The organism is Nocardiopsis flavescens, assembly GCF_900141985.1.
Lineage (GTDB): Bacteria > Actinomycetota > Actinomycetes > Streptosporangiales > Streptosporangiaceae > Nocardiopsis > Nocardiopsis flavescens.
Genome location: NZ_FQZK01000005.1, coordinates 201,479 through 227,394, shown reverse-complemented (window position 1 = coordinate 227,394; position 25,916 = coordinate 201,479). Strand labels below are relative to the sequence as shown.

The 25,916-nt window shown below is 75.8% G+C and carries 24 protein-coding genes and 1 pseudogene; 17 read left to right on the top strand and 8 right to left on the bottom strand.

What is annotated here, in order from left to right:
• Nucleotides 1-6 precede the first annotated feature (6 nt).
• From BUE45_RS11650 to BUE45_RS11630, 5 genes are all read left to right on the top strand, one after another.
• Entirely contained in the window at nucleotides 7-1,035 is a 1,029-nt protein-coding gene (locus BUE45_RS11650) for an iron-siderophore ABC transporter substrate-binding protein (RefSeq protein ID WP_281256339.1), read from the top strand.
• 231 nt (nucleotides 1,036-1,266) lie between these two features.
• Nucleotides 1,267-2,643 (top strand): MFS transporter, encoded by a 1,377-nt coding sequence (locus BUE45_RS11645; RefSeq protein WP_073378687.1) that lies wholly within the window; start codon nucleotides 1,267-1,269, stop codon nucleotides 2,641-2,643.
• Between the two features lie 296 nt (nucleotides 2,644-2,939).
• On the top strand, nucleotides 2,940-3,326 hold the full coding sequence (locus tag BUE45_RS11640; RefSeq protein ID WP_073378685.1) for a hypothetical protein: 387 nt from the start codon (nucleotides 2,940-2,942) through the stop codon (nucleotides 3,324-3,326).
• A gap of 407 nt (nucleotides 3,327-3,733) precedes the next feature.
• Nucleotides 3,734-4,843 (top strand): sensor histidine kinase, encoded by a 1,110-nt coding sequence (locus tag BUE45_RS11635; protein WP_073378683.1) that lies wholly within the window; start codon nucleotides 3,734-3,736, stop codon nucleotides 4,841-4,843.
• Entirely contained in the window at nucleotides 4,834-5,466 is a 633-nt protein-coding gene (locus BUE45_RS11630; RefSeq protein WP_073378681.1) for a response regulator transcription factor, read from the top strand. Before BUE45_RS11635 ends, BUE45_RS11630 begins: the two co-directional genes overlap by 10 nt.
• A 70-nt stretch (nucleotides 5,467-5,536) precedes the next feature.
• Here the strand turns inward: BUE45_RS11630 and BUE45_RS11625 are convergent, their stop codons facing one another.
• Entirely contained in the window at nucleotides 5,537-6,214 is a 678-nt protein-coding gene (locus BUE45_RS11625) for a lytic polysaccharide monooxygenase auxiliary activity family 9 protein (protein ID WP_073378679.1), read from the bottom strand.
• 367 nt (nucleotides 6,215-6,581) lie between these two features.
• On the opposite strand from BUE45_RS11625, the gene BUE45_RS11620 reads away from it, so the two are divergent.
• The 4 genes from BUE45_RS11620 (at nucleotide 6,582) to BUE45_RS11600 (ending at nucleotide 11,265) form a co-directional block, all read left to right on the top strand.
• Nucleotides 6,582-7,814: an MFS transporter gene (locus tag BUE45_RS11620; protein ID WP_218619523.1), complete on the top strand. Its 1,233-nt coding sequence runs from the start codon at nucleotides 6,582-6,584 to the stop codon at nucleotides 7,812-7,814.
• A 400-nt stretch (nucleotides 7,815-8,214) separates the two neighbouring features.
• Nucleotides 8,215-9,378, top strand: a complete 1,164-nt coding sequence (gene solA, locus BUE45_RS11615) for an N-methyl-L-tryptophan oxidase (protein ID WP_394328514.1) — start codon at nucleotides 8,215-8,217, stop codon at nucleotides 9,376-9,378.
• 100 nt (nucleotides 9,379-9,478) lie between these two features.
• On the top strand, nucleotides 9,479-10,285 hold the full coding sequence (locus BUE45_RS11610; protein WP_073378675.1) for an SDR family oxidoreductase: 807 nt from the start codon (nucleotides 9,479-9,481) through the stop codon (nucleotides 10,283-10,285).
• A 611-nt stretch (nucleotides 10,286-10,896) separates the two neighbouring features.
• Complete coding sequence (locus BUE45_RS11600) at nucleotides 10,897-11,265, top strand: antibiotic biosynthesis monooxygenase family protein (RefSeq protein WP_073378672.1); 369 nt, start codon at nucleotides 10,897-10,899, stop codon at nucleotides 11,263-11,265.
• Nucleotides 11,266-11,386: 121 nt separating this feature from the next.
• On the opposite strand, the gene BUE45_RS11595 is transcribed toward BUE45_RS11600, so the two are convergent.
• Nucleotides 11,387-12,151 (bottom strand): class I SAM-dependent methyltransferase, encoded by a 765-nt coding sequence (locus BUE45_RS11595; protein ID WP_073378671.1) that lies wholly within the window; start codon nucleotides 12,149-12,151, stop codon nucleotides 11,387-11,389.
• Nucleotides 12,152-12,284: 133 nt separating this feature from the next.
• Here BUE45_RS11595 and BUE45_RS11590 point away from each other — a divergent pair, with 133 nt between their 5' ends.
• Nucleotides 12,285-13,487, top strand: coding sequence for a benzoate/H(+) symporter BenE family transporter (locus BUE45_RS11590; RefSeq protein ID WP_073378670.1), 1,203 nt, complete (start codon nucleotides 12,285-12,287; stop codon nucleotides 13,485-13,487).
• A gap of 194 nt (nucleotides 13,488-13,681) precedes the next feature.
• Nucleotides 13,682-14,644 carry a GNAT family N-acetyltransferase gene (locus BUE45_RS11585; protein WP_073378669.1) on the top strand — a complete coding sequence of 321 codons (963 nt, stop codon included), beginning with the start codon at nucleotides 13,682-13,684 and terminating at the stop codon, nucleotides 14,642-14,644.
• 128 nt (nucleotides 14,645-14,772) lie between these two features.
• Here the strand turns inward: BUE45_RS11585 and BUE45_RS11580 are convergent, their stop codons facing one another.
• Nucleotides 14,773-15,525, bottom strand: coding sequence for a nucleotidyltransferase domain-containing protein (locus BUE45_RS11580; RefSeq protein ID WP_073378668.1), 753 nt, complete (start codon nucleotides 15,523-15,525; stop codon nucleotides 14,773-14,775).
• A 162-nt stretch (nucleotides 15,526-15,687) separates the two neighbouring features.
• The gene (locus BUE45_RS11575) at nucleotides 15,688-16,917 is read right to left on the bottom strand and encodes a DUF418 domain-containing protein (RefSeq protein ID WP_073378667.1); all 1,230 of its coding nucleotides are present in this window, start codon (nucleotides 16,915-16,917) and stop codon (nucleotides 15,688-15,690) included.
• Nucleotides 16,918-17,058: 141 nt separating this feature from the next.
• On the opposite strand from BUE45_RS11575, the gene BUE45_RS11570 reads away from it, so the two are divergent.
• Nucleotides 17,059-17,685: a TetR/AcrR family transcriptional regulator gene (locus tag BUE45_RS11570; protein WP_073378666.1), complete on the top strand. Its 627-nt coding sequence runs from the start codon at nucleotides 17,059-17,061 to the stop codon at nucleotides 17,683-17,685.
• Between the two features lie 209 nt (nucleotides 17,686-17,894).
• Nucleotides 17,895-18,692 (top strand): phosphotransferase, encoded by a 798-nt coding sequence (locus BUE45_RS11565; RefSeq protein WP_073378664.1) that lies wholly within the window; start codon nucleotides 17,895-17,897, stop codon nucleotides 18,690-18,692.
• Nucleotides 18,693-18,696: 4 nt separating this feature from the next.
• On the opposite strand, the gene BUE45_RS11560 is transcribed toward BUE45_RS11565, so the two are convergent.
• The 3 genes from BUE45_RS11560 to BUE45_RS11550 form a co-directional block, all read right to left on the bottom strand.
• Nucleotides 18,697-19,581, bottom strand: a complete 885-nt coding sequence (locus BUE45_RS11560; protein WP_073378661.1) for an alpha/beta fold hydrolase — start codon at nucleotides 19,579-19,581, stop codon at nucleotides 18,697-18,699.
• Between the two features lie 315 nt (nucleotides 19,582-19,896).
• Complete coding sequence (locus BUE45_RS11555; protein WP_073378659.1) at nucleotides 19,897-20,712, bottom strand: aldo/keto reductase; 816 nt, start codon at nucleotides 20,710-20,712, stop codon at nucleotides 19,897-19,899.
• Nucleotides 20,713-20,790: 78 nt separating this feature from the next.
• Nucleotides 20,791-21,801: an NADP-dependent oxidoreductase gene (locus tag BUE45_RS11550; RefSeq protein ID WP_073378657.1), complete on the bottom strand. Its 1,011-nt coding sequence runs from the start codon at nucleotides 21,799-21,801 to the stop codon at nucleotides 20,791-20,793.
• Nucleotides 21,802-21,984: 183 nt separating this feature from the next.
• Here BUE45_RS11550 and BUE45_RS11545 point away from each other — a divergent pair, with 183 nt between their 5' ends.
• The 3 genes and pseudogenes from BUE45_RS11545 to BUE45_RS11535 all read left to right on the top strand — a co-directional run bounded on the left by BUE45_RS11545 (nucleotide 21,985) and on the right by BUE45_RS11535 (nucleotide 24,862).
• Nucleotides 21,985-22,875 (top strand): LysR family transcriptional regulator, encoded by an 891-nt coding sequence (locus BUE45_RS11545; protein WP_245833027.1) that lies wholly within the window; start codon nucleotides 21,985-21,987, stop codon nucleotides 22,873-22,875.
• Nucleotides 22,876-22,958: 83 nt separating this feature from the next.
• On the top strand, nucleotides 22,959-23,954 hold the full coding sequence (locus BUE45_RS11540; protein ID WP_073378655.1) for an endonuclease/exonuclease/phosphatase family protein: 996 nt from the start codon (nucleotides 22,959-22,961) through the stop codon (nucleotides 23,952-23,954).
• Between the two features lie 46 nt (nucleotides 23,955-24,000).
• Nucleotides 24,001-24,862: pseudogene (locus tag BUE45_RS11535) on the top strand (TIGR03619 family F420-dependent LLM class oxidoreductase).
• Nucleotides 24,863-25,005: 143 nt separating this feature from the next.
• Here BUE45_RS11535 and BUE45_RS11530 read toward each other — a convergent pair.
• A complete protein-coding gene (locus tag BUE45_RS11530; RefSeq protein WP_073378653.1) occupies nucleotides 25,006-25,230 on the bottom strand; it encodes a helix-turn-helix domain-containing protein in 225 nt (74 codons plus the stop codon).
• A gap of 136 nt (nucleotides 25,231-25,366) precedes the next feature.
• Here BUE45_RS11530 and BUE45_RS11525 point away from each other — a divergent pair, with 136 nt between their 5' ends.
• The gene (locus tag BUE45_RS11525; protein WP_394328513.1) at nucleotides 25,367-25,855 is read left to right on the top strand and encodes a GNAT family N-acetyltransferase; all 489 of its coding nucleotides are present in this window, start codon (nucleotides 25,367-25,369) and stop codon (nucleotides 25,853-25,855) included.
• Nucleotides 25,856-25,916 lie beyond the last annotated feature (61 nt).

The window sequence follows — 25,916 nt, the reverse complement described above, 5'->3', positions numbered from 1 at the left end:
AGTCCCGTGTCCCCCATCAGCCGTACCCCGCGCCCGCCCGTGCGCGCCCTGCCCTGCGCCGCCGCCCTGGCCGCCCTGACCCTGCTCTCCGCCTGCGGTACCGGCGCGGACACCGCCGCCGGCGGGGACGCCGATGGCGGCGGACCGGCCGCCGAGGAGGGCGCCTTCCCGGTCACCGTCGAGCACGAGTTCGGCGAGACCACCCTCACCGCGGCGCCCGAGCGCATCGTCACCCTGGGCGTCACCGACGCCGACGCCGTGCTGGCCCTGGGCGCCGTACCCGTCGGCAACACCGGGTTCGCGTTCTTCGAGACCGGGCTGGGCCCCTGGACCGACGAGCTGGTCGGCGACGCGGAGACGACCCTGCTGGACTCCGACTCCGAGCCCAACATCGAGCAGGTCGCGAACCTGGCGCCCGACCTCATCATCGGCGTCTCCGCCGGGTTCGACGAGGCCGTCTACGAGGACCTGTCGCAGATCGCCCCCGTGGTGGCGCGCCCGGCCGGGACCGCCGCGTACTCCGTCGCCCGGGAGGAGGCCACCGCCTCCATCGCCGCGGCGATGGGCGTGCCGGAGCGGGGGGCCGAGCTGAACGCGGAGACCGACGCCCTGCTGGAGGAGGTCCGGCGGGAGCACCCGGAGTTCGCCGGCCTGGTCGGCGGGGCGGTGCTGCCCTACGACGGGAGGTTCGGCGCCTTCCTGCCCGGGGACGCCCGCGGGCGGTTCCTGGTGTCGCTGGGCTTCGAGATCCCCGAGGCGATCACCGAGCGCGACACCGGGGAGGGCTTCTTCGTGGAGGTGCCCGCCGAGAACGTCGAGTGGCTCGACGGGGACCTGCTGCTGGTCCTGAGCGACGACGAGGACTACGACCCGGCGGAGGCGGCGCCGGTCTTCGCCGACCTGGACGTGGTGCGCGGGGGCGCCGCCCTCGTCACCACCATCGACCAGCGCGGTGCCATCACCTACAACTCGGTGCTGTCCATCCCCTACGCGGTGGACACCCTGGTCCCCCGCATCGCCGACGCCCTGGCCTGAGGGCGCCGCCGCCGCGGGTCGCTCCCGTCCGTCCCGCGCGCACGGGAGCGACCCGGGACACGGCGGGGCGGGCGGCGCCCGCCGCCGGCCCGGGGAACGGATACGGGGCGGATGTCCCCTTCCGCTTGACCTCGACACGTGTTGAGGGTGTGGAATTCTCCCGGACGCGCGTGCGCCCGGTGAGGAGGAGAGCGTGGAGACGACGAGTCCGGCGGCCCGCGGGGGCGCGCGGTGACCGCGGCGGCCGGGGCGCCCGGACGGGCGCGGCTGTGGGATCCCCCCAACCGGGCGGTGGTGGCCGGGGTGTTCGGGCTGATGACCTTCATCGCCTTCGAGTCCTTCGCCATCACCACCGCGCTGCCGGTCATCGCCCGGAGCCTGGAGGCGGAGCAGTGGTACTCCCTCGCGTTCGCCGCGACCGCCACCACCGGACTCGTGGGCATGACCGTGGGCGGCCGCTGGGCCGACCTGCGCGGGGTGCGCCGGCCCCTGGTCGCGGGCGGAGCACTGTTCCTGGCGGGCATCGCGCTGTGCGCGCTCGCCCCCGGCATGGGGACGTTCGTCGTGGGCCGGCTGCTCCAGGGCGTGGGCGGCGGCATCGACTCGGTCGTGCTGTACGTGGTCATCGCCCGGTACATCCCCGAGGACCTGAGACCGCGCATGTTCGGGCTGCTGACCGCGGCCTGGCTGCTGCCGTCGATCCTGGGGCCGCTGGTCACCGGTGCGCTGGTGGAGCTGATGCACTGGCGCACGGTGTTCGCCCTGGTGCTGGCCGGTTCCGCGCTCTCGCTGGCGGTGCTGCTGGGCGCGACGCGCTCGGCGCCGGCCCCGCGGGGAGAGGGGTCCCCCGTCGGGCGCCGGGGCGTGTGGGCGGTGGCCGCGGCGGTCGCGGTCCTGGGCCTGCACGTGGCAGGGCAGCAGGAGATGCCCTGGCTGGCGGTGGGGACGGTGGCGGGCACGGCCGCGGCGGCGCTCGCCGCGGGGCGGCTGCTGCCCGCCGGGACGCTGCGGGCGCGCGCGGGCATCCCCCGGCTGGTCGCCTTCCGGGGTGTACTCGGGGCGGCCAACGCCGCCACCGACATCTACCTGCCGCTCTACCTCCAGCACCGGTTGGACTTCAGCCCCGTGGCGTCGGGAGCGGTGGTCGCGATCGGGGCGTTCGGCTGGGCCCTGGGCGCCTGGGTGCAGGGGCGTGCCGGCGTCCCGGCCGGTTCGCCCGCCTCGCTGCGCGCCGCCGCCGCGCTGACCCTGTGCGGACCGGTGGCGGCGCTGGGGCTGGTGACCGGGGTGCTGCCGCTCTGGGCGGCCGTGCTGGGCTGTGTCCTCATGGGGACGGGCATGGGACTGGCCTATCCGCAGGTGAGCACGCTGGTGCTGGGGCTCTCCCCCGCCGCCGAGCAGGGCGGCAACAGCTCGGCGCTCCAGGTGTCGGAGTCGCTGGGCACCTCGCTGCTGATCGCGGTGACCGGCGCCGTGCTCACCGCCTCCGCGCTCACCGGGTACGGGCTCGTGTACGGGGTGGTCGCCGGGACGGCCCTGCTGGCCGCGACGCTGACCCTGACCTTCACCCGGCCGCCGGCGCCGGAGGCCGCGGAGCCGGCCGGGTGAGCCGTCCGCCGCCGGGCGGGACCCGGTGGCGGCGGCCGGTGTCCCCTGCCGGAGGTGCCCCGGAGGGTCCGCGGCGGCGTTCTCCGCGGCGGCCGGCCCGGTCGGTGCGCACCCCGGGTGTCCGCGCGGAGGCGGTGGCGGGGCGGACGGCCGAACACGCGTCGAAAGATTCGCATCCCTTGGTGCGCAGGGCCTCCCGCTTCACCCACACTGCGCATCCGCCCCTTATTCCCGGCTTACAGTTCGTGGGTACGGCCCACGGGCAAGGGTCGAAAACCAGTAAGGAGCGTGCGTCGATGTTCGACAGTGTCGTGGAGTGGTTCAAGGGCGTCTTCGGCGGGGCCGCCGAGGAGGCGGTCCAGGGGGTCTCGGAGACCGCCCAGGGTTACGGCGAGGCCGCCCAGGGGTTCGGTGAGACCGCCCAGGGCTACGGCGAAGCGGCCCAGGGCTACGGCGAGGAGGCCTTCGGCGGGGCCGCCGAGGCGGCGCAGGGCTACGGCGAGGCCGCGTTCGGCGAGGCCACCGAAGCCGCCCAGGGTTACGGAGAGGCCGCGTTCGGCGAGGCGGGCGAGGCGGTCCAGGGCTTCCAGGACCAGGCCGGCGCGGTCGGCGGGTTCGTGGAGGACCCGGGCGGCGCCATCACCGACGCCGCGCGCGACCGCCTCACCGGCGAAGGAAGCTAGCGCCGTCCTGCCCGGCGTCCCCACCGGGCAGGACGCGTTCGGCCCCCCGGACGGGACCCCCCTCGTCCGGCGGGAGCCGGCCCGGAAAGGCGGCACCGCCCCGCCGCCGGGGCGCGGACCGCGGCGGGCACACTCCCCCACCGCGAACGCACACCACCGCCGCGGCCGACGCGGGCGGGCCCGCGACGCACCGCCCCGCACACACGTCGCCCGCCCGGGCGCGGACCTCGGTGACACCCTCCCGCCCGCCGCCGGGGCCCACCGCTCTGCGGTGCCGTGGCACGCCCCCGGCCACCCGGGATCCCCGCCGGACCCGCGGGTCCCGCGTCGGGAACTGCGGTGTTCCGCAGTACCGGGCCGGGCCCCGCGGCGGCTACCTTGCCGTAGGGCGAGGACGAGGGGGACCCATGGGCGGACGGTCGGTGCGCGTCTGGGCGCGGGCCGTGGCGGGCACCGGCCTGGGCGCGCTGTCGGCGCTGGCGGCGGCGGTGGTGCTGGTGCCGCTGGCGGTCCTGCTGCCGCTGGCCGCCGCCGACCGGGGACGGCGGCTGCTGCGCCGGGCGCTGCGCCCGCTGGAGCGGGTGGAGCGGTGGCGTCTGGCCGCGCTCTTGGACATCGAGACCGTCGGTGACCCGGGGCCGGCGCGGGTCCTGGCGTACCTGGCGGTGCGCTGCCCGGTGGGGCTGTTCGGCGGTCTGGTACTGGGGTTCTTCCTCCCCGCCGGCGTCTATCTCGCGCTCTCCCCGCTGGGTGTCCTGGACGGCAACCCCGTCGGGATCGTCCCCTTCGGGCTGGCCCTGGTGTGCATGGGTGTGCAGGCGATCGTGGGACTGGTGGGCACCGAGCGCTGGCTCGCGCGCCGTCTGCTGGGCCCCAGCCGCCGGGACCTGCTGGAGGAGCGGGTCGCCGAGCTCACCGCCTCGCGGGCCGGGGTCGTCACCGCGGTCGACCGGGAGCGGCGCCGGATCGAGCGCGACCTGCACGACGGACTCCAGCAGCGGCTGGTCCTGGTCGGCATGGCCCTGGGGCGCGCACGCCGCGACCCCGGCTCGGCGGGCGGCCGGGAGCTGGTGGACCAGGCCCACCGGGAGGTGGGGAACGCGATCCGCGACCTCAAGGAGGTCGCCTGGCGGGTCTACCCCGCGGTGCTGGCCGAGTCCGGGCTGGCGGCGGCCCTGGACGGCCTGGCCGCCCGGTCCGAGCTGCCGATCCGGGTGTCCTGCGGACCGCTGGCGGGGGTCCCGCCCGCGGTGGAGACCGCGGCCTACTTCGTGGTGGCCGAGGCGGTCACCAACACGGTCAAGCACGCCGGGGCGAGCGGGGTGGACGTGAGTGTCGAGAGGAAGGGGGACGCGGTGGCGGTCCTGGTGCGCGACGACGGGGCGGGCGGGGCGGACCCGTCGGGGTCGGGGCTGTCCGGGCTGGCGGGGCGGGTGGGCGCGCTGGACGGGCGCCTGACCGTGGACAGCCCGGCCGGCGGGCCGACGACCGTGGCGGCGGTGCTGCCGTGCGGGTGATCGTGGCCGAGGACTCGGCGCTGCTGCGCGAGGGCCTGGTACGGCTGCTGGAGGACGAGGGCCACCGCGTCACCGCAGCCGTGGGGGACGCCGGGGCGCTGCTCGCGGCCGTGGCGCAGGAGGAGCCCGACGTGGTCGTGGCGGACGTGCGCATGCCCCCCTCCCACACCGACGAGGGCTTGCGGGCGGCGGTGCGGCTGCGCCGGGAGCGCCCGGGCGTCGGGGTCCTGGTGCTGTCCCAGTACGTGGAGCGGCGGTACGCGACCCGGCTGTTCACCGAGAACACCGGCGGCGTGGGCTACCTGCTCAAGGACCGGGTGATGGAGGTGGACGGCTTCCTCGACGCGCTGGAGCGGGTGGGGTCCGGCGGGGCGGCCTTCGACCCCGAGGTGGTGCGGCAGCTGCTGGCGGGCGGGGAGGGGGACGTGCTGACCCCACGGGAGCGCGAGGTGCTGGAGCTCATGGCGCAGGGGCACACCAACCCGGCCATCGCCGGGCGGCTGTTCGTCTCGGTGAGCGCGGTGGAGAAGCACGCCAACGCGATCTTCGAGAAGTTCGGGCTGGGCTCGACGCCCGGCTACAACCGCCGGGTACTGGCGGTCCTGCGCCACCTGGGCGCCTGAGGGCGGCCCGCCGGGGGTTCCGGGCCCCGGCGGGCCGCCCGCCCGCGGGCGGGTGCGCTTCGGCGGGGGATCAGCCGAAGTCGACGTCACTGCACAGGTAGTACACCTGGTCCTGGTGCGAGGCCTTCCAGATCGTGTAGACGATGTGGTGGCCGGTGTAGCCCGAGGTCTCGACGTCGATCAGGTAGTCGTTGCCGGGCGGGTACTGGCCGGTCTCCTCGACCAGCTCCAGGTCGCTCCAGCCGGGGGCCTGCGCCGTGGGGTCGAAGCCCTGGCGGGTGACGTACACCTGGAAGTAGTCCGCCCCGTGCGACGCCTGGTCGTAGAGGTGGATGGTGAAGTCGTCCGCGACGGGGGTGGTCTCCCAGGCGCCGGGGGTGTCGAGGGAGTCGTAGCGCCCTCCCTCGGTGTTGCCCCCGCTGCACAGGGTGCCGTCGGGCACCTGGCCCTGGTGGTCGCCGCCGACGTTGTCGCGGTACAGGCCGTTCCAGTTCCACATGGCGTTGGGGTCGTCCCGCCACGCCTGCCAGCACAGGGGGTCCTCCTGCTCCATCGCCGGGTTGAGGTGGTCGTCCCCCCAGCGGTCGAAGCAGCCGTAGTTGCGGGAGGCGGGGTCGACCACGGAGCCGTGCGCGGAGGCGGGGGCGGCCGTGGCGGTGAGGGCGAGCAGGGGCAGTGCCGCCAGGGTGAGGGCCCGGGCCGCCAGGGGAAGGCGGGGGGCGGTAGGGGCGGGGTCGTGGTTCGTCATTGCGTCTCCGTCTGTCCCGGCCGTGAGGCCGCGTGACGGGGAGCGCTCCCATGGCGATTGTTACCCAGCGGATCCGAACCGAAACACAGCGCTGCCGAAAACCGGTCGACCCGCGGGGACGGCGCGGTCTACGGTTCGGTGAAGGCACACGGACGGAAGGGAAACCCATGCGCGAGAACTCCGGGCGACGAGCCCCCCGCACCCCCGCGTCCGGGGCGACGGCGCAGCGCTGACACCCCGGACGGCGACCGGCGCACCCGTACGGGGCGCGCCGGCGGTCCGTGACGCCCGGAAGGCACCGGACGGGGTCGGGCGGGAGGCACAGGCGTGCCCCTCTCCTCGTTCTCGTGATCCTCCGGGAGTACCCGTGTCCTCGTTCCCGTTCCGTCGCAGGCGCGGCGGGCGCCCTTCCCTGGGCCGCGACTTCACCCTGCTGTGGTGGGCGTCGGCCCTGACCAACCTCGGTGACGGCGCGCTGCTGGCCGCCGGCCCCCTGCTCGTCTCCTCCGTGGCGCCCGCGCCCCTGGCCGTGGCGGGCGCCGCGGCCGTGCAGACCACGCCGCACCTGCTGTTCTCACCGGTCGCGGGCGCCCTGGTCGACCGGCTGCCCCGGCGCTCCGTCCTGGTCGCCGCCGACCTGGCCCGGGGTGCTGTGCTCGCCCTGCTGGCCCTGGCCCTACTGACCGGCGGCGCGGACCTGTGGGCCGTGTACGCGGCGCTGTTCGCGCTCGGCACGGGCGAGGCCCTGGCCGACTCCGCGTACGGCGCCCTGGTGCCCTCGGTGGTCCCGCGTGAGCTGCTGGGGCGCGCCAACGCCCGGCTGGCGCTGACCTTCTCGCTCAACAACCAGTTGCTGGGGCCGCCCCTGGGCGCGCTCATGTTCGCCGCGCTGTGGGCCCTGCCGTTCGGGTTCGACGCCCTCGCCTACGGGGTGGCCGGGCTGGTCCTGCTGCGCCTGGCGGTGCGGCCGCGGGCACCGGAGCCGGAGCGCGCGGCGGGCGGGAGCCTGTGGGCGGACACCGTCCGGGGCCTGGCGTTCGTGCGCGGCGTCCCGGTGCTGCGCACGCTGACGGCGTGCATCCTGGTGATGAACCTGACCGGGGTGGGCGCGTTCTCGGTCTGGGTCCTGTACGCCCGCGAGCACCTGGGGCTGTCCGAGGCCGGGTTCGGCCTGTTCATCGCGGCCGGGGCGGTCGGCGGTGTGGCGGGGGCACGGCTGTACGGGGTCCTGGAGCCCCGGGTGGGCCGGGCGTTCCTGCTGCGCTGGGGCCTGGTGCTGGAGGCGGCCACCTACCCCGTGCTGGTCCTGGTGCGGGACCCCTGGGCGGCCGGGGCGGTCATGGTGCTGTTCGGTGCGCACGCGGTGGTGTGGGGGACGGCCGCCGTGACGGTGCGCCAGTCGGTGACGCCGGACGCCCTGCTGGGCCGGGCCGCCGGGGTGTACCGGTGGGCCGACCTGGGCGGGGCCGCGCTGGGCGCGGTGCTCGGCGGCGTCCTGGCGCAGACCCTGGGGCTGTCTGCCCCGTTCCTGGTCGCGGGGGCGGCGGTGGGGGCGCTGGCGGTGGCGGCCTGGCGCCCGCTCGGCGCGGCCGGGGGGTGACAGGAGGGAATCACGAGGAGAATTCCGGGACACCGTCCCTGAAATAGCCCGGACATATGGTATTTACATATCACCATTGGCGGGTTACCTTTCTGGCACGCCGCCGGAACCTCCGGAAACCGGTACGGGGCAACGGCGGCGCACCACGATCCGTCCCTTCGACAACCCGCTCACAACGTGACTGGGAGCGCTCCCAAACCTGCTGGTCACACCTTTTCGCCGTACCTTTCACCGTGCGGCGCCCAACCCCTTCCCCCTTTTCCGGAGACCATCCCCCGATCCGGGTCGCGCCCGTCCCCCACGGGGCGGGCGCTCGGTCCGCCCCCGCCTGGGATCATGGGCCCCGAGGTCCCGCGGCCCGCGGGGCCCGTACCCGGAGGGAGCGAACGTGGCGGACCCGATGGAGACCGACACCGTCGTCGTCGGCCTGGGCGCGATGGGCGCCCAGACCCTGTGGCGGCTGGCCCGGCAGGGGATCGACGCCGTCGGGGTCGAGCGGTTCACCCCGGGCCACGACCGCGGCTCCAGCCACGGCGAGTCCCGCATCATCCGCACCGCCTACCTGGAGGGCGAGGAGTACGTCCCGTTCGTGCGGGCCGCGTGGCGGGCCTGGGCCGAGCTGGAGGAGGCCTCCGGCGAGCGGCTCGTCCACCGCGTCGGAGCGCTCATGCTGGGCGCCCCCGACAGCTCCGCGGTACGCGGCTCCCTGGCCGCGGCCGCGCTCCACGGCCTGCCCGTGGAGCACCTGTCCGCCGCCGGCCTGGCCGGACGCTTCCCCCGGCACGCGGTGCGCGCGCAGGAGGAGGGGGTCTTCGAGGAGGAGGGCGGCGCCGTCCTGCCCGAGGCCGCGATCCTGGCCGCGGTGCGGCTGGCCCGCGCCGCCGGGGCCCGCGTGCTCACCGGCGCGGCCGTCACCCGGATCGAGCCCGACCCCGACCGCCCCCGCGTCCTCATCGGTGACACCGAGATCCGCGCCCGGCGGGTGGTGGTGACCGCCGGGGCGTGGCTGCCGTCCCTGCTGCCCCCGCTCGCCGGCCTCGGCGGCGGCCTGCGGGTGGAGCGCCGGGTGCTGGGCTGGTTCCGGCTCACCGGCGAGGTCCCGCCGTACGCCGCGGACCCGGTGTTCGCCCGCGACGAGCCCGACGGCACCCTCTGGTACGGCTTCCCGAGCCTGGACGGGCGCACCGTCAAGATCGGGGTGCACGCCGAGGCACCCGGCGCACCGCGGCGGCCCGGGTCCCAGTGGGGCGAGCCCGTGGACCCCGACACCGGACCGCGCGCCCCCGACGCGGACGACGCCCGGCGGCTGGGAGAGCTCACCGCCGGGCTGCGCGGCGTCGAGCCGCTGCCCGAGCGGATGGCGGCGTGCATGTACACCATGACCTCCGACGAACACTTCGTCATCGGCCGCCACCGCGAACTGCCGGGCCTGGTGGTCGCGGGCGGGTTCTCCGGGCACGGGTACAAGTTCGCCTCCGCGGTGGGGCAGGCCCTGGCGGACCTGGCGCGGGACGGCGGGACGGAACTCCCCGTCTCCATGTTCGACCCGCACCGGTGGGACTGACCCGGGCGGCCGTGGCCCCCGGGAGGGGGACGTGCGATCATCTCCCCCAGCGCGGCGCGAGCGCACCCTCCACCTCACCCCGCCCCGGAAGGACCACCGCATGCAGAGCACCACCCGGCGGACCGCGCTCGTCACCGGCGCCTCGTCCGGCATCGGCCGGGCCGTGGCCGCCGACCTCGTGCGGCGCGGCCACCGCGTCTACGGCACCAGCCGCGACCCCGGGACGGTGGCCGACCCCGTGCCCGGGGTGGAGTACCTGGCCCTGGACCTGGCCGACGCCGCCTCCGTCGAGGCCTGCGCCGCGGCGGCCGGGGAGGTGGACATCCTGGTCAACAACGCGGGCGAGAGCCAGAGCGGGCCGCTGGAGGAGCTGCCCATGGACGCCCTGGAGCGGCTGTTCCGACTCAACGTGTTCGGCGCCGTGCGCCTGACCCAGCTGGTCCTGCCCGGGATGCGCGCGCGCCGGTACGGGCGGGTGGTCATGGTCGGATCGATGCTGGCCAGCTTCCCGCTGGCGCACCGGTCCTCCTACGTGGCCTCCAAGGCGGCGGTCAAGGGGTTCGCCGACGCGCTGCGCCGCGAGGTGTCCCCGTACGGGATCGGGGTGGCCACCGTGGAACCGGGGTCGATCAACACGGGGATCAGCGAGCGGCGCACGCAGTACCTGCGCGAGGGCTCCCCCTACACCGCCGACTACCGCACCATGCTGAAGGCGCTCAACGCCAACGAGGCGGCGGGCATCCCCGCCGAGGCGGTGTCGCGCACGGTGCTGCGGGCCGTCGAGGACGCCCGGCCGCGGCCGCTGTACGCGGTGGGCAGCAACGCGCCGGTGGTGTTCGCGCTGCGGCGGCTGCTGCCGCGGTCGGTGGTCCTGGCCATGGTCGCCCGCAGGCACGGCCTGCGGTGAACCCGTCCGGCCGGTCGGCGCCCCCGGTACGGGAGCGGGGGCGCCGGCCGCGCCGGTCCGGTCCCGTGGGGCCACGCGCGCCGGGTCCCGCCGGGGCGTCGGTGCGGGACCGGGGGCGGCCCGCGGAGCGGGCCGCGCGGAGGCGGTAAGCGGGTTGAAAGCGGGAGGTCGGAGAATCGGCTCCGACGCAGGGCGCGAAGCGGCAGGCGACCACGAGAACGCCACAGGACGGAAACACGACCCGTACGCTCCGCCGGAGGGCCGCACCCTCCGGCGGTGATCGGGCCCACCGGTCCGGAGGGCGGCGCCCCCGGTCGGGGACGTGCTCCGGCGCGCGGAGGAGGCGGCGCAGGTCCGGTACGCCGTGGCGGTCGCCGGTCCTGTGCCCGAGGGCGGGACCGGAGCCGAGGCCGTGGGGGAGGCGTGTGCTCCGTCCGGCTCCGCGGTGGCGTCAGCGCGGAACCGGGTGCCGGTCCCGGGCTCGTACACCCCCGGCGCGGCGGACCGCCGCGGCGGTCCTCGCCCGTCCGGAGTGGAGGGGCGCCGCCGGACCGGGGCGGGGCTGTCCTAGGTTGGGCGGTACAGATCGCCGACAACCGTGGAGGTGCCGCGTGAGCGTCGTCAAGTTCAACGTCCTGACCGTCCCGGAGGGCTCCGGGCACACGCTGGAGGAGCGGTTCGCCAAGAGGGCGGGCCTGGTGGAGGGGCAGCCCGGGTTCGAGGAGTTCCAGCTGCTGCGTCCGGTGGAGGGGACCGACAAGTACCTGGTCTACACCCGGTGGCGGTCCCAGGAGGACTTCGAGAACTGGCTCAACAGCCAGGAGTTCCGCAAGGGGCACGCGCAGGCCGCCGCCGACGCGGACCGTGCCGGGCACGGCCACGGGCACGGCCACGGCCACGGACAGGGCGGTCCCGCCGCGACCGGCAGCGAGCTGTGGGGCTTCGAGGTCGTCCAGCGCGTCTCGGCCCCCGGGGAGTAGCCGCGACCGCCCCCGGGCGGGCTCCCGGGGGCGGCGTCCCACCCGCCGACCACCCGGCGGCGGCGCGCTCCTGCCGGTACCCCGCCGAGCTGCGACGCGGCCTGCGCGGGACGGCTCGGCCTCAGGGGCGGCCCGGTCTGCGGGCCTCGATGAGGAAGCGGGTCGTGGTGGCGGTGAAGGAGCCCTCGCGCCCGATGTGGTCGTGCATGGCCCGCAGCCGGTCCAGGTAGGCGTCCACGGTGAAGCCCGGGACCATCCACACGACCTTGCGCAGGAAGTAGACCACGGCTCCGACGTCGAAGAACGCGGTGTGCAGCTCCTCCGACCGCAGGTCCACCACCTCCAGCCCCGCGGCCTGCGCGGCACGCCGCGCACGCTCGGGGTCCCGGCTCCCGCGGCTCTCCCGCGACTGAGGGCCGAGGAAGAACTCCACCACCTCGAAGACGCTCGCCGGCCCCACCTCCTGGGACAGGTAGGTGCCGTCCGGGGCCAGCACACGGGCGATCTCCTCCCAGTCCGCGGACACCGGGTGACGGGAGACCACCAGGTCGAACGCGCCGTCCCCGAACGGCAGCGGATCCGTGTCGGCCGCGGCGACCACGGCGGCGCCCAGGGGGTGCAGCCGTCGGGTGGCGGCGGCGATGTTGGGCGGCCACCCCTCGGTGGCGACCGTCAGCGGCGGCCGGCGGGGAACGCCCGCCAGCAGCTCCCCTCCCCCGGTCTGCACGTCCAGGGCCGCGTGCGCCCGCGCCATGCGCTCGGCCACCAGGCGGTGGTAGCCCCAGGAGGGGCGCTGCTCGGTGGCGCGCCCGTCCAGCCAGGAGAAGTCCCATCCGGCCACGGGTGCGGCGGCGGCCTCGGCCACCAGGTCGTCGAAGGTGCTCATGGCGCCATGGTCACATCCGGGCCCGCCGCGGGTCAGGTGGATTTCCGGCGCGCCGGGGCGGGTCGTCCCGTCACGGGTCCAAGGGACACCCCGCCGCAGGCGCCCCCGGAAGCCCTCGCCAGGATGGTCCCCCATGAGGACCCTCCTCCGGTTCGCCGGTTCCGCCGCACCCCTGCCCGCCGTCACCGCGGGGCTGGTCGCGGTGCTGGTCGGGGTGACGAGTTCCGCCGCGATCGTGTTCACCGCGGCGGAGGCCGCCGGGGCCGACGCCGGGCAGATCGCCTCGTGGATGCTGGCCCTGGGCGTGGGCATGGCCGTCACCTGCGTCGGCCTGTCCCTGCGGTACCGGGCCCCGGTGGTCACCGCCTGGTCCACCCCGGGCGCCGCGCTGCTGGCGGTGGGCCTGGACGGTGTGACGATGGCGCAGGCGGTCGGGGCGTTCGTGTTCTCGGCCGCGCTGATCACGCTGAGCGGGGTCACCGGCTGGTTCGAGAAGGTCATGGACCGCATCCCCGTGCCGCTGGCGGCGGGGCTGCTGGCCGGGGTGCTCCTGCAGTTCGGGATCGGCCTGTTCACGAGCATGCAGGGCGACCCGGCCGTGGTGGCCGCCATGTTCGCCGTGTACCTGGCGGCCCGGCGCTGGTCGCCGCGCTACGCGGTGCCCGCGGCCCTGGTCGCCGGGGGCGCCGTCGCCGCGCTGACCGGGTCCCTGGACCTGTCCGGGGTGACCCCGCGGCCGGCGGTGCCGGTCCTGGTCGTCCCCGAGTTCTCCTGGCAGGTGCTGGTGAGCGTGGGGGTGCCGCTGTTCGTGGTGACGATGGCCTCCCAGAACCTGCCCGGGGTGGCGGTGCTGCGCAACGACGGCTACCGGGTGCCCGTCTCCCCGCTGATCGGGTGGACGGGGGCGACCAACCTGGTGCTGGCGCCCTTCGGCTGCTTCGGCATGAACCTGGCGGCGATCACCGCCGCGATCTGCACCGGCCCCCAGGCCCACCCCGATCCGCGGCGCAGGTACCTGGCGGGGGTGTGGGCGGGTGTGTTCTACCTGGTCGTCGGGGTGTTCGGGGCGACCGTCGCCACCCTGCTGACGGCGCTGCCCCCGGCGCTGATCGCCGCCATCGCCGGGCTGGGCCTGCTCGGCACCATCGGCGGCTCGCTGGCGTCGGCGCTGACGGACGCCCGGTCCCGGGAGGCGGCGCTGGTGACGTTCCTGGCGACGGCCTCGGGGATCACGCTCCTGGGGATCGGATCGGCGTTCTGGGGGCTGGTCGCCGGCGCGCTGACCTGGGCGGTCACCGTGAGGCGCGGAACCGGCGGGGAGGCCGGTCCCGCGTGAAAAGAGGTTGCGGACCCCGCGTCTGCGCCGGTACAAACGACGGGCCCCGGGACGAACGGTGAACCGGGGCCCGACGACGAGAGGAGGCCGGGCCATGTCCACCGTGCACATCGCGCTCGTGTCCTCCCGGGGGAACCACTAGGGCCCACGCGGCCCGCCTCCGGGTGGTCGGGCGCACACACGAAGGTGTCGCCTTGACTGTTGCAGTATCCGACCTGACCGTCCGTCCGATCACCGGACCCGAAGAGCTGCCCCTGTTCAACCGGTTCCCGTACCTGCTGAACGATGAATTCGCCGAGGACCTGGCCGACGGCCGCCGCCGCCCCGCGTGGATGTGGCTGGCCCTGGACGGCGGGCGGCCGGTGGGCCGCCTGTCCTTCTGGGCCTCGAAGCCGGGCGACGACCCCCTGCTGATCGACGTGTTCGACGTCGACGACGAGTCCGCCGGCCTGGACCGGGGCGCCGTCCTCGAACACCTGCTGCGCACCGCGCTTGCGGGCACGCTGCCCGGGGGCGCGGTGCCCCCCGAGTTCCTGAGGTTCGTCTCCGCCGGCTGGCGGTCCGACCCGCGCGAGCACCGGGCGGTGACCGAGCGGATGGCCGCCGTGGAGAGCACCGGCGGCTCGCTGCTGGTGGAGCGGCTGCGTTTCCAGTGGGACGCGGACGGCGCGCCCGTGCGCCCCGGCGACCGGCTGCGCTTCCGGGGGATCCGGGACGAACAGGAGATGCGCGACCTGATGGAACGCGCGCTCCACGGCAGCCTGGACGCCCACCACCGGCACGAACTGGCCGCCAAGTCCCCCGCGGAGGTCGTCTCCGCGGAGTTCGCCGAGGAGTTCGGGCACTACTCCACGCCCCGCTCCTGGTGGCGGATCGCCACCCTGCCCGACGGGGAGCCGGTCGGGTTCGTCCTGCCCGCACGCAACGCCAAGCACCCGATCATCGGGTACATCGCGGTGCTGCCCGAGCACCGGGGCCGCGGGTACATCGACGACCTGCTGGCCGAGGGCACCCGGGTCCTGGTCGAGGAGGGCGGCGTCACGCACGTGCGGGCCGCCACCGACCTGGGGAACACCCCCATGGCCGCGGCCTTCGCCCGGGCCGGGTACGCGACCATCAGCGGGGTGGTCGACATGGTCTGGGACGCGCCGCTGTAGGCCCGCCGGGGGCCGCGCCCGCCGCGCGGCCCCCGCTTTCCGCGGTCCCCGCACGTGCGGGGGCCGTGCCCCGCCCGTGGACGCTCCCGCGGGCGGGGCGGGACGGCGGTCAGATGCCGCGGTCCCGGTCAGGCGGTGGCGAGGACGCGCCCGGCGTCGGCGACCGCCGCCGCCAGGTCCCGGGGGTCGGCGGTCATCCCGGCGACGACCAGGTCGATCTCCTCCAGCCCGGCCCGGGACAGCAGGGCCTTATCGTTGGTCGCCCACTCGCCGCGGGCGGCCAGCACGGCGTGCGCCGTCTGGGCGGCCGCCTGGGCGATGAGTCCCGCGGTCTGGCTCACCCTCCCGTGCGGGGCGTGGTTGTGCTCGGCGTACCCCAGGGTGAGGGCGGCGATCCCCCGCCAGCGGGGCGGCGCGCTCTCGCGCAGCGCCCGCGGGTAGCCCGGCCGGGGCAGGTCCCCCACCAGCGTGCGGCCCAGGGCCAGTTCGGCGACCACCAGGTAGGTGGGGATGCCCGCCAGGTGGAACAGCAGGGGCTCCACGTCGAAGTCCCCCTCCCGCGCCCGCGCGGTCTCCCGCTCCACGACGTCCAGGTCCCGGTAGTGCACGTCCACCCGGCGGCCGTCGACGCGCAGCCAGGCCCCGCCGTTGAAGACGCCCTCCGACCAGCCCCCGATCTCCGACACCTCGCCGGGCCAGCCCACGTCCCGCAGGTCCTGCGGCTCGAACCCGCCGCGGTAGTAGACCGCCAGGTCCCAGTCGCTGTCGTCTCGGTGCGTCCCCTGTGCCCGTGACCCGCCCAGGGCCACCGCCTCCACGCCCGGCAGCCCGCCCAGGCGGTCCGCGGTGCCCTGGAGGAAGGCGTCATCGGAAGTGTCCATCCGGCCATGCTGCCACCCGTCCGGAGCCCTCGCCCCGGGACCGCCGGGCTCCGGGCCGACGGACCGGCGATCTACCGGGGTGCCGGCCCGCCCACACCGGCGGCGCAGGCCCGGACCGCCTCCGGGTCCCACCGCCGCGCGTCCGGGCCGACGGGAGGCGGCTCAGGGAGCCGTGGGCTCCACGGCCGACCGCTCCGGCCGCCGTCCGTCGACGGGGTCGTGGCGGACCGGCGCGTAGGTGCACCACCGCAGGAACCGCTCGGCCGGACCGCGCACCCCGAAGCGGCGCATCAGGTCGGCCACGACCACCGTGGCGGCCCAGACCCCCGCGCCCACCAGCACCGAGGCGGTGTCGGACATCCCCGACCCCAGATCGAGCGTGTAGGGCATGAACAGCACCATCCAGGCCACCGACTGCAGGAGGTAGCAGGTCATCGACCGCTGCCCCGTGGCGACCAGCGCCCGCACCACCGGCCCCCGGCGCCCGCCGAGCCGCACCGCCACCAGGGCGATGAGCGCCGCGTAGCCGAAGCCCCCGGCGTAGCCGGTGACCACGTGCAGCCAGGCCGCCGCGGCGTCGACCGCGGTCGAGGACGGCGACCACAGGCCCGCGACCGCCAGCGCCCGGGGCAGCCCGCCCAGGACGGCCAGCGGGATGCCGATCCCGGCGGTACGGCGCAGCAGCCCCAGGTGGTCCTGTGGTCGCTCCATGACCCGGCGCCGGGCGGCCCACACACCGACGACGAACGGGAAGACCGAGGTGACCAGCAGCAGCGGCGTCATGAACGGCCAGGTCATCAGCCGCGTCAGCAGGTCGGCCAGCGGATCGGGGCTGAGCGCGCCGCCGGACTCGGCCGAGGCCGCGGCGGGCAGGGTGGTGCCCAGCGCGTAGACCAGGGAGCCCGCCGCCATCCAGGCGAACCCGTGGGCGAGCAGCCTGCGGTCGCCCACGTGCAGCAGGCCGGCGAACAGCAGGGCGATGAGCCCGTACACCGAGATGATGTCGCCGAAGAAGAGCAGCACCACGTGCGCCAGTCCGATGGCCACCATCCACCGGCCGCGCCTGCGCACCAGGGCGCGGACCCACGGCCAGGACCGCCCCTCTCCGATCCGCCGCAGGTATATCCAGGCCAGGCCGTACCCGAACAGGGCGGCGAACATCGGGTAGCCGCGGGCCTCGGCGAGCACCAGCACGGCCATGGTGGTGACCGTGTCCGCCACGCCCGCCGGTGTGCCCGTGAGGTCGCCGCCCGCCATCAGGCGGAAGATGTGGGCGTGCACCACGGCGATGACGAGGAGCATCACACCGCGGGCGAGGTCGGGGGCGATCGCCCGGCCCGAGAGGTCGGTGCCGTGGACCCCGGCGGTCGGGGGTCGGCGGGTGGAGGGCATACGAGATCGTTCCGATCCGGGAGAGTCGTCCAGGGAAGTACGGCACGGGCACACGGGGTCCACGGGACAGGGTGAGATACGATGCCGTATCTAAAGCCGCATCTTTAAGATACGTCACCGTATCTTAGTTGGGAAGCCCCTGTGGACGAACGGAACGACGGGTCCGCAGCCCCGAAGACGCGCAGGCGCGGCGAGGAGCTGGTCTCCGCCATTCACGAGGCCGCGATCCTGGAGGCCGCCGAGAACGGCGTCGGGGGGCTGTCCATGGAGGGCATCGCCCGCCGCGCGGGCACCGCCAAGACCTCGCTGTACCGGCGCTGGTCCGTGCCCTCGGACATCCTGCTGGACGCGATGTACAGCCACTTCCCCCAGGAGCGCGCGGCCCCCGGGGCCGACGACCTGCGCGGGGACCTCGTCGAGTCGCTGGCCGTCCTGGCCGGGCTGGGCGAGGACCCCCTGGGCCGGGCGATGTTCGCGGTCATCGCCGAGTCCCTGCGCGACCCCGGCCTGCACGCGCGGTTCGAGGCCGAGGTGTTCGACCCCAAGGGCGGCCGCTTCACCCGCACCGTCCTGCTGCACTACGCCGGGCAGGGCCGGATCGACCCGTCCCGGATCACCGACGTGACCGTGGACATCGGCGAGGCGATGGTGCTCAAGTACGCGGTCGACCACGGCCGGTCCCCCGACCGCGAACACCTCGCCCGGATCGTCGACGAGGTGATCCTGCCCGCCGTCGGCCTGGACCCGCGCCGCGCCGGCGCGGAGTAGTCGCCGCGGCGGACACCCCGGAGGTCCGACGGACCACCCGTGCCGCGCCCGTACAGACCGACCCCGCTGGCGGGCCGCCCACGCGGTTCCGACTCAGAGCAGCCACCGCAGCGGACACACCGGAGGTCCGGTGCGCCACTCGTGCCGTGCCCGCGCGGCGGCGGAAAACCGGTGGGGCCGTGGCCGGGACGGCCGCTAGGCTCCGGGGCATGCGACTGCCACCGGGTGTGACCGCCGACCGGATCGAGGAGGTCGACGTGGGCCTTTCGGGGGCCGCGGTCGCCCGCCTGTACACCGGGGGGCGGCCCGCGGCGGTGTTCAAGTCGGCACGGGAGGACCGCCCCGGGCAGGTGGCCGAGCTGGTCGGCACCGTGCGACGGCTGCGCCTGCTGGCCCGCACACCGCTGCCGGTCCCCCGGCTGCTGGACTCCGGCAGGTGGGAGGGGGCGTACTGGCTCACCATGGAGCACCGGCCCGGCCGTGGCGCCCACGAGCCCGGGCACGACCGGCCGGCCCTGATCGCCCTGCTGGCCCGGGCGCTGCGCGAGCTGCACGCCGTCCCCACCGCGGACCTGCCGCTGCCGATGGGCCCGGACGTGCTGCTGGAGCAGGCGCGCGGGCGGACGGCCTCCGGGGCGGTGGACCGCGGCTGGCGCGCCGAGGGCCACAGGACGGGAACGACCGCCGCCGAGGTGCTGTCCGGCCTGGCCGGGCGCCTGGCCCGGACCCCGGTGTCCGGCCCGGTCCTGCTGCACGGCGACTACTGCCTGCCCAACGTCCTGGTGGACGGGCGGGGCGGGTGGTCCCTCATCGACCTGGGCCGGGTGGGCGTGGGAGACCGGCACCTGGACCTGGCGGACATGACGGGCAGCATGCTGAGCGGCCTCAACCCGTCGTTCGGGCCGCGCGACGCCGAGGCGTTCCTGGACGCCTACGGGCGCGACCTGGTCGACCCGGAGCTGCTGGACCTGTACCGGGTCCTGGACGACTTCTTCTGGCCCGGCTGAGCCGTCAGCGGGGGTCGAGCGAGCGGAGCAGCCCGTTGACCTGCTCGGGGCTCTCGTACAGGGAGAGGTGTCCGGCGCCCTCGATCGTGTGGACCTCGGCGTCCAGGAACCGGCGGGCGGGCCCGTGCAGCCGGGCGGGCGAGAAGAACGGGTCGTGCGACCCGGTGGCGACCGCGACCGGCGTGTCCGACCAGGCGCGGATCTGCTCCGCGTGCAGCGGGCTGGGCGTGGACCCGGTCCGGCAGCTGCGCGCGACCAGGGTCAGCCACTCGGCCTCCTCGCGGGGCTCGTCGCAGGGCGTCTGCGGCCCGCTGAGGAACTCGACGAGGCGACCGCTGGTCTGCTCGGTGGGGCGCAGCATCCACGGCAGGGTGGCGCGCATCGACTCGGAGGTCATGCCCGGCGCCGTCAGCCCGGCCGGGTTGAGCAGCAGCAGGCCGGCGACCAGCGAGGAGGGCGTGGAGGCCAGGGCGATGGCGGCGCCCCGGGAGTGGCCGAGCAGGAGGACCGGACCGTCGGTGATCCGCGGCAGGAGTTCGTCGAGCCAGGCGCCGTACGCCTCGATCCCGGGCCTGCCGACGCGCTCGCCGCAGCTGAGGCCGGGCTGGCCGGGCAGGTCCACCAGGTACACCGGGCGGTCGCCGGCGAGCGCCCGGGCCGCGGGCACCGTCGTGGCGGCGTTGAAGTTGGTGCCGGACAGCACCAGGACCGGGGTCCCGGGGCCTCCCGAGGCCCGGAAGGCCTGGGTGCTCCCCATGTGGGTGTCCACGGGGGGCAGCGGGCCGAGGTCGGGCCAGCGGCTGATGGCTTTGTGGCACCAGGCGTGTACCGAGCGCTCGGCGGTCTCGGAGCGGTAGACACGCGCGGTGCGCGAAGGAACGACGGTCATGGATCTGGGATTTCGCGTAGGGAGAGTGTGTTCGCCGGTCTGCTACCCGGCGCGCCAAAAGAGGACTGTACGCCTCCCTCGGGCCCCGTGCCACCTCGGGGGCGCACCCGGTCTCGGGAAGGTGTCGGGCCGCCTCCCCGAACCCGCGTGGTGTGTCCCTTCCCGTGTCATTTCGCCCTGTTCGAAGGCGGAAATCGACCGGTGATCGGGTGAAATCCGGCCGGTTCCGTGACCGGCTCCGGACTCCGGTGCAAGAAACGCCTGAGGGCGCCCCCGCCGTCGGGGGGACGCCCTCGCGCACCGGGCCGGACGGCGCTACATGTCGTCCGGGTCCGAGCCGATGCGCCCGCCGCGGTCCAGCGCGCCGACGGCGTCCATGTCCTCGGCCGCCAGCTCGAAGTCGAACACGTCGAAGTTCTCCGCGATGCGGGACGGCGTCACCGACTTGGGGATGACGACGTTGCCGGTCTGGAGGTGCCAGCGCAGCACAACCTGGGCGGCGGACCTGCCGTACTTCGCGCCGATCCGGGACAGCACCGGCTCGTCCAGCAGGCCCTTGCCCTGGCCGAGCGGGCTCCAGGCCTCGGTGCGGATGCCGTGGGCGGCGTTGAGCCCGCGCATGGCCTCCTGGGAGAAGTACGGGTGCAGTTCGATCTGGTTGACCGCGGGCACCAGGTCGGTCTCCTCCAGCAGCCGGGTCAGGGTCTTCTCGGTGAAGTTGGACACGCCGACGGCCGTGGCGCGGCCGTCCGCGGCGATGCGCTCCAGCGCCCTCCAGGTGTCCACGTAGGCGTCCTGGGACGGGACGGGCCAGTGGATCAGGTAGAGGTCGACGTGGTCCAGGCCCAGGCGTTCGAGGCTGGCGTCGAAGGCCCGGAGCGCGCTGTCGGCGCCGTGGTCGCCGTTCCACAGCTTCGTGGTGACGAACAGCTCCTCGCGGGGCAGCCCGGAGGCGGCCAGCGCCCGGCCGGTGCCCTCCTCGTTGGCGTAGATGCGGGCGGTGTCGATGCTGCGGTAGCCGACCTCCAGGGCGGTCTCCACGGAGACCTGGGCCTGGTCGTCGGGGACCTGCCAGACGCCGAAGCCGAGCTGGGGCATGCGGAGGCCGTTGTTGAGGGTGATGTACTGCATGGGTCCCTTTCAGGGGTCGCGGAGTCGCGGGGTCGGGGAGGAGCGGGCGCGGTCCGGGCCGCCGCGCCCGCGGGGCGGTCAGCCGGGCAGGCGGACCAGCATCTTGCCGGTGTTGGCGCCGCGCATCATGTCGAGGAAGGCGGTGACGGCGTTGTCGATGCCCTCCACCACGGTCTCCTCGGCGCGCAGGTCGCCCTCGGCCAGCCATCCGGCGGCGCGCCGGGCGTACTCGCCCATGAGGGGCGCGTGGTCGCCGACGATGAAGCCGCGCAGGGAGAGCCGCCTGCCCACCGCGAGGAACAGGTTGTCCGGCCCGGGAACGGGCCCGGTGGCGTTGTACTGGGAGATGGCCCCGCACAGGGCGATCCGGCCGTGCGTGCGCGCGGCGGCGATCGCCGCCCGCAGGTGGTCGCCGCCGACGTTGTCGAAGTAGACGTCGATCCCGTCGGGTGCGGCCAGGGCCAGCTGCTCCTCCAGCCGCCCCTCGCGGTAGTCGATGGCGGCGTCGTAGCCGAACTCCTCGACCAGGCGGCGCTTCTTCTCCGGGCCGCCGGCCGAGCCGACGACCCGTGAGGCGCCCAGGCGGCGGGCGATCTGCCCGGCGAGGGAGCCCACCGCCCCGGCGGCGCCGGAGACGAACACGACGTCGCCCTCGCGGACGGGGGCGATCTCCGTGAGCCCGACGTAGGCGGTGAAGCCGATCATGCCCAGCGCGTTGAGGTAGGCCTGCGCGGGGGCCGCGGCGGTGTCCACGACCCGGAACGCGCCGGCGGGCAGCAGGGCGTGGTCGCGCCAGCCCAGGGAGTGCAGCACGGAGGCCCCGACCGGGACCGCGTCGTCGCCGGAGGCGATGACGGTGCCGACCGCGCCGCCCTCCATGGCCTCGTCCAGCCGGTAGGGGGCGACGTAGGACTCGGCGTCGTTCATCCGGCCGCGCATGTACGGGTCGACGGAGATCCAGTCGTTGCGGACCAGGACCTGGCCGGGCCCGGGATCGGGCAGGGCCGTCTCGACGAGCGCGAAGTCGGCGGGGACGGGCTCCCCGGAGGGGCGGGCGACCAGGTGGACTTCCCTGCTGGTGACGGACACGGTGAACCTCTCGGACGAACGGGCCGGGGCATGGCCCCGCTGCGGCGGGCGGTGGGCCCGGGGGCCGACGCTAGTACCTCCATGTATTCATCGACCAATAAAATCGGCGAAGTGAGGTATAGGTATTCCAATGGATCGGCACCGTCCCGGGAGGACGCCCCCGCCGAGGCCGCCCCCGCACCGCTGGATCTCCAGCAGCTGCGGACCTTCCTGGCCGTGCACCGGTCCGGGTCGTTCACCGCCGCCGCCCACGCGTTGCGTCTGTCACAGCCGACGGTGACCACTCAGATACGCGCCCTGGAGCGCCGGGTGGGACTCACCCTGTTCGAGCGCCTGCCGCGCGGCGTCGCGCCCACCGCGGAGGCCGCGGAGCTGGCGGCGCGGATCGCCGAGCCGCTGGACGCGCTGGAGCTGGTGGCCGGTGCGGGCCCGGCGGCCCCGCACCGGCCCCTGCGGCTGGCGGGGCCGGCGGAGGCGCTCCAGGTGCTGGTGCTGCCGGCCCTGGCCCCGCTGGTGGAGTCCGAGGGGCTGCGGCTGCGGGTCCGCCACGGGCAGGCCGACGCGCTGCTGGAGGAGCTGCGTGCGGGACGGCACGACCTGGTCGTGTCCACCGTGCGCCCGCGCGGGCGCTCGCTGGTGGCCGAGCCGCTGGCGGACGAGGAGTTCGTACTGGTGGGGACGCCGCTGTGGGCGCAGCGCATCGACCCGGAGCGGCTCGCCCGCCAGGGCGCCCCGGCCCTGTGCGAGGTGCCGCTGGTGGCCTACGACGAGAGCCTGCCGCTGCTGCGCCGGTACTGGCGGCACGTGTTCGGGGTGCGGCTCACCTGCAAGGCAGCCGTGACGGTGCCGGACCTGCGGGCGGTGTCGGCCGCCGTCGCGGGCGGCGCCGGGGTCTCGGTGCTCCCCCGGTACCTGTGCCGGGACGAGCTGGAGGAGGGGCGGCTGGTGGCGCTGCTGGAGCCCGAGGACCCGCCGATCGACACCGCGTTCCTGGTCCGGCGGCCGGGGATGCCGGAGGACTCCTGCATGGAGCGGGTGCTGTCGCTGCTGACCGCGGCGGGGCGCTCCTGGTGAGCCGGTGCCCCGTGCGCCGGGCGCAACCACTCCGCCGCCGACGGGATCCCACCGTCCCGACGGACGGCGACGAGGAGGGTCCGATGACGGAGAGCGCACCGGGGGACGGGCGGCGCGGGTCCTGGGCGGTGACCGTCCCGACGGGCCTGGCGGCGGCGGGTTTCGCCGCGTTCGCGCTGGTGCGCGCTCTGGGCCTGGAGAGCGGGTTCCCCCTGGTCCCGGTGCTGGCGTACACCCCCTACGTCGCCGCCGCGGCGGTCCTGGCCGTCCCCCTGGCGGGGGTGCTCCGCCGGTGGGTGTCGCTGGCCGTCCTCGCGGTGGCCGCCGCGGTGCTCGTGGCCGCGGTCGTGCCGCGCGCGGTGCCCTTCGCGGTGACCCACGCGGGCGGTCCGGCGCTGCGGGTGATGACCTTCAACGCCCTGGGCGGCGGAGGACGGGTCGACGAGGTCCTCGCCCTGGTCCGCGACCGGGAGGTGGACGTGCTGGCCCTCCAGGAGGCCACGCCGGAGCTGCTGGCCGACCTGTCCGCCGCCGGGCTGGACGACCTGCTGCCGTACGTCGTCGACCACTCCGGCCCCGGGGCGACGGGGAGCACCGTGCACGCGTCGCTGCCGCTGGCCGACGCGGGCTCGCTGTCGGGTCCGGGCGGGTTCGCGATGCCGGTGGCGGCGCTGGAGGTCCCGGGCGCCGAGTACGGCGGGGCGGTGGAGGTGGTGTCGGTGCACGTCCCCCCGCCGGTGGACCCGCGGTACACCGCGGCCTGGGAGGCGGAGCTGGCGGGGCTGGCCGCCCCCGCGCCCGAGGGTGTGCGGCGCGTGCTGGCCGGGGACTTCAACGCCACCCTCGACCACGCCGCCCTGCGCGGGGTGCTGGACGCGGGGTACCTGGACGCGGCGGCCGCGCTGGGCGGGGGCACCGTCCCCACCTGGCCGGCCCTGGGGAGGCCGCTGCCCCCGGTGGTCATCGACCACGTCCTGGTGGACCCGTCGATGGGCGTGGACGGGCTGGAGGTGGTGGAGGTGACCGGGAGCGACCACCGCGCGGTGCTCGTCACCGTCACACTCCCGGGCGGGCGCTGACGCGGCGCTTGACCTTCACACCGGTGGCACGGTCTACGTTCGGGGCATGAGCGATCAGGAGACCCCCGCGACCCGCTTCCAGGTGGTACTGCCCGACGAGTCGCCGGACATGCCGCCGCGCGTGCTCACCGACCTGGCGCTGCGGGCCGAGGAGCTGGGGGCGGACGCCCTGTGGCTGCCCGACCACCTGCTCCCGCCCGGCCCGTACGGGACGACCTTCGGCGGCGTGTACGAGCCCCTGGTGACGCTGGCGCACCTGGCCGCCCGGACCGAGCGGGTGCGGCTGGGCACGTCGGTGCTGGTGGCGCCGATGCGCGACCCGTTCACCCTGGCCAAGCAGGCGGCCACCCTGCACGCCCTGTCCGGCGGGCGGTTCGTGCTGGGGGTGGGGGTCGGCTGGTCCCGCGAGGAGTTCGCGGCGGTGGGCGCGGACTTCGCCGCGCGCGGCGCCCGCACGGACGAGGCGCTGCGGCTGCTGCGCCACCTGTTCGAGGGCGAGGGCCCCTTCGAGGGGCGTTTCCACTCCTATGCGCACGGGGTTCGAGCCCCGTCCCGCCTCACCCCTCCCGGTCACCGTGGGCGGCGCCTCCGAGCGCGCCCTGGCGCGGGCCGCCGCCCTGGGCGACGCGTGGCAGGGGGTGGGCCTGGACGCCGCCGGGTTCGCGCGCCGCCGCGACCGGCTGCGGGAGCTCACCTCCCGCCCGGTGCGGGCACAAACCCGGATCGCGTGGGCCGGCGGGGAGGCGGAGTTCGAGCGGGCCGCGGACCTGTACCGGGCCCTGGCCGCGGAGGGCGCGGACGCCGTCGCGGTGTGGTTCGGGGACTGGGAGGGGTTCGGCGGCCGGATGGAGCGGTTCGCCGCGGCGGTGGCCCGGCCCGCCCGGGAGGAGACGGCGGGGCCCGCCTGAGGGATGCTCCCCGGGGACGCGGTCGCCCGTCCGGTCGCGCGGGGCGGCTTGCCCGAACCGGCCGGCGAAACCCTCCGAGGGCCACCTGTCGGTGCCGGCCGGTGGACCGGGGCCGCCGGAGAAGCCGCCGCGCGTCCTCGCGGTCAGCCGAAGAGGCCGCCCCGGTACTTCTTGTGGACCGCCTGCTTGGACACGCCCAGGGCTTCGGCGATCCGCTCCCAGGTGGCCCCCCGGTTGCGGGCCCGGCGCACCAGGACCGTCTCCAGCCGCTCCATCTCCTTGCGCATGCGCACGGTGGCGTCCAGCCCCACCAGCGGGTCGTCGCTCTCGGTGGCACGGGCCAGGTCGGTCAACCGCTCGACGTCCATGGCCCGACTTTATTCGAGGCCCGCTCCCGGCCGCACGGCCGGGCGGGCGGCGAGGCGGCCCGCGCCCCCGGGGGCCGTCCGGGGCCGCCCCTGTGGCAGGGTGGGGTCGCTTCGGAGACCGGACGGGGGAGGACGCGTGGGACAGGGTGGCGCGGCGGCGGAGGAACTGGTGCCGGGGGTGGTCGTGGACCGCGCCCGGTTCGACGACGTGCCGGCGATCGTGCGGCTGCTCGCCGACGACCCGCTGGGCGCCGCCCGGGAGTCCCCGGACGAGCCGGAGGTGTACCGCCGGGCCTTCGAGGACGTCGACGCGGACCCGAACCAGTTCCTGGCGGTGCTGCGCCGGGGCGACCGGGTCGTGGGCACGCTCCAGCTGACGGTCGTCCCCGGCCTGTCGCGGCGGGGGGCGGCGCGGGCGCAGGTGGAGGCGGTGCGGGTGCACGACGGCGAGCGCGGCACCGGGCTGGGGACCGCGTTCTTGGAGTGGGCGGAGCGCGCGGCCCGCGCCCGGGGCGCGGTGCTGGTGCAGCTCACCTCCGACCGGGCGCGCGGGGACGCGCACCGCTTCTACGAGCGCCTGGGCTACACGCCCTCGCACCTGGGCTTCAAGAAGCCCCTCGACTGACCGGATCGTTCCGGTGGCGGCCCCGATCGTGTCTGTCGGGGACCGCGGCGGCGCGGGACGA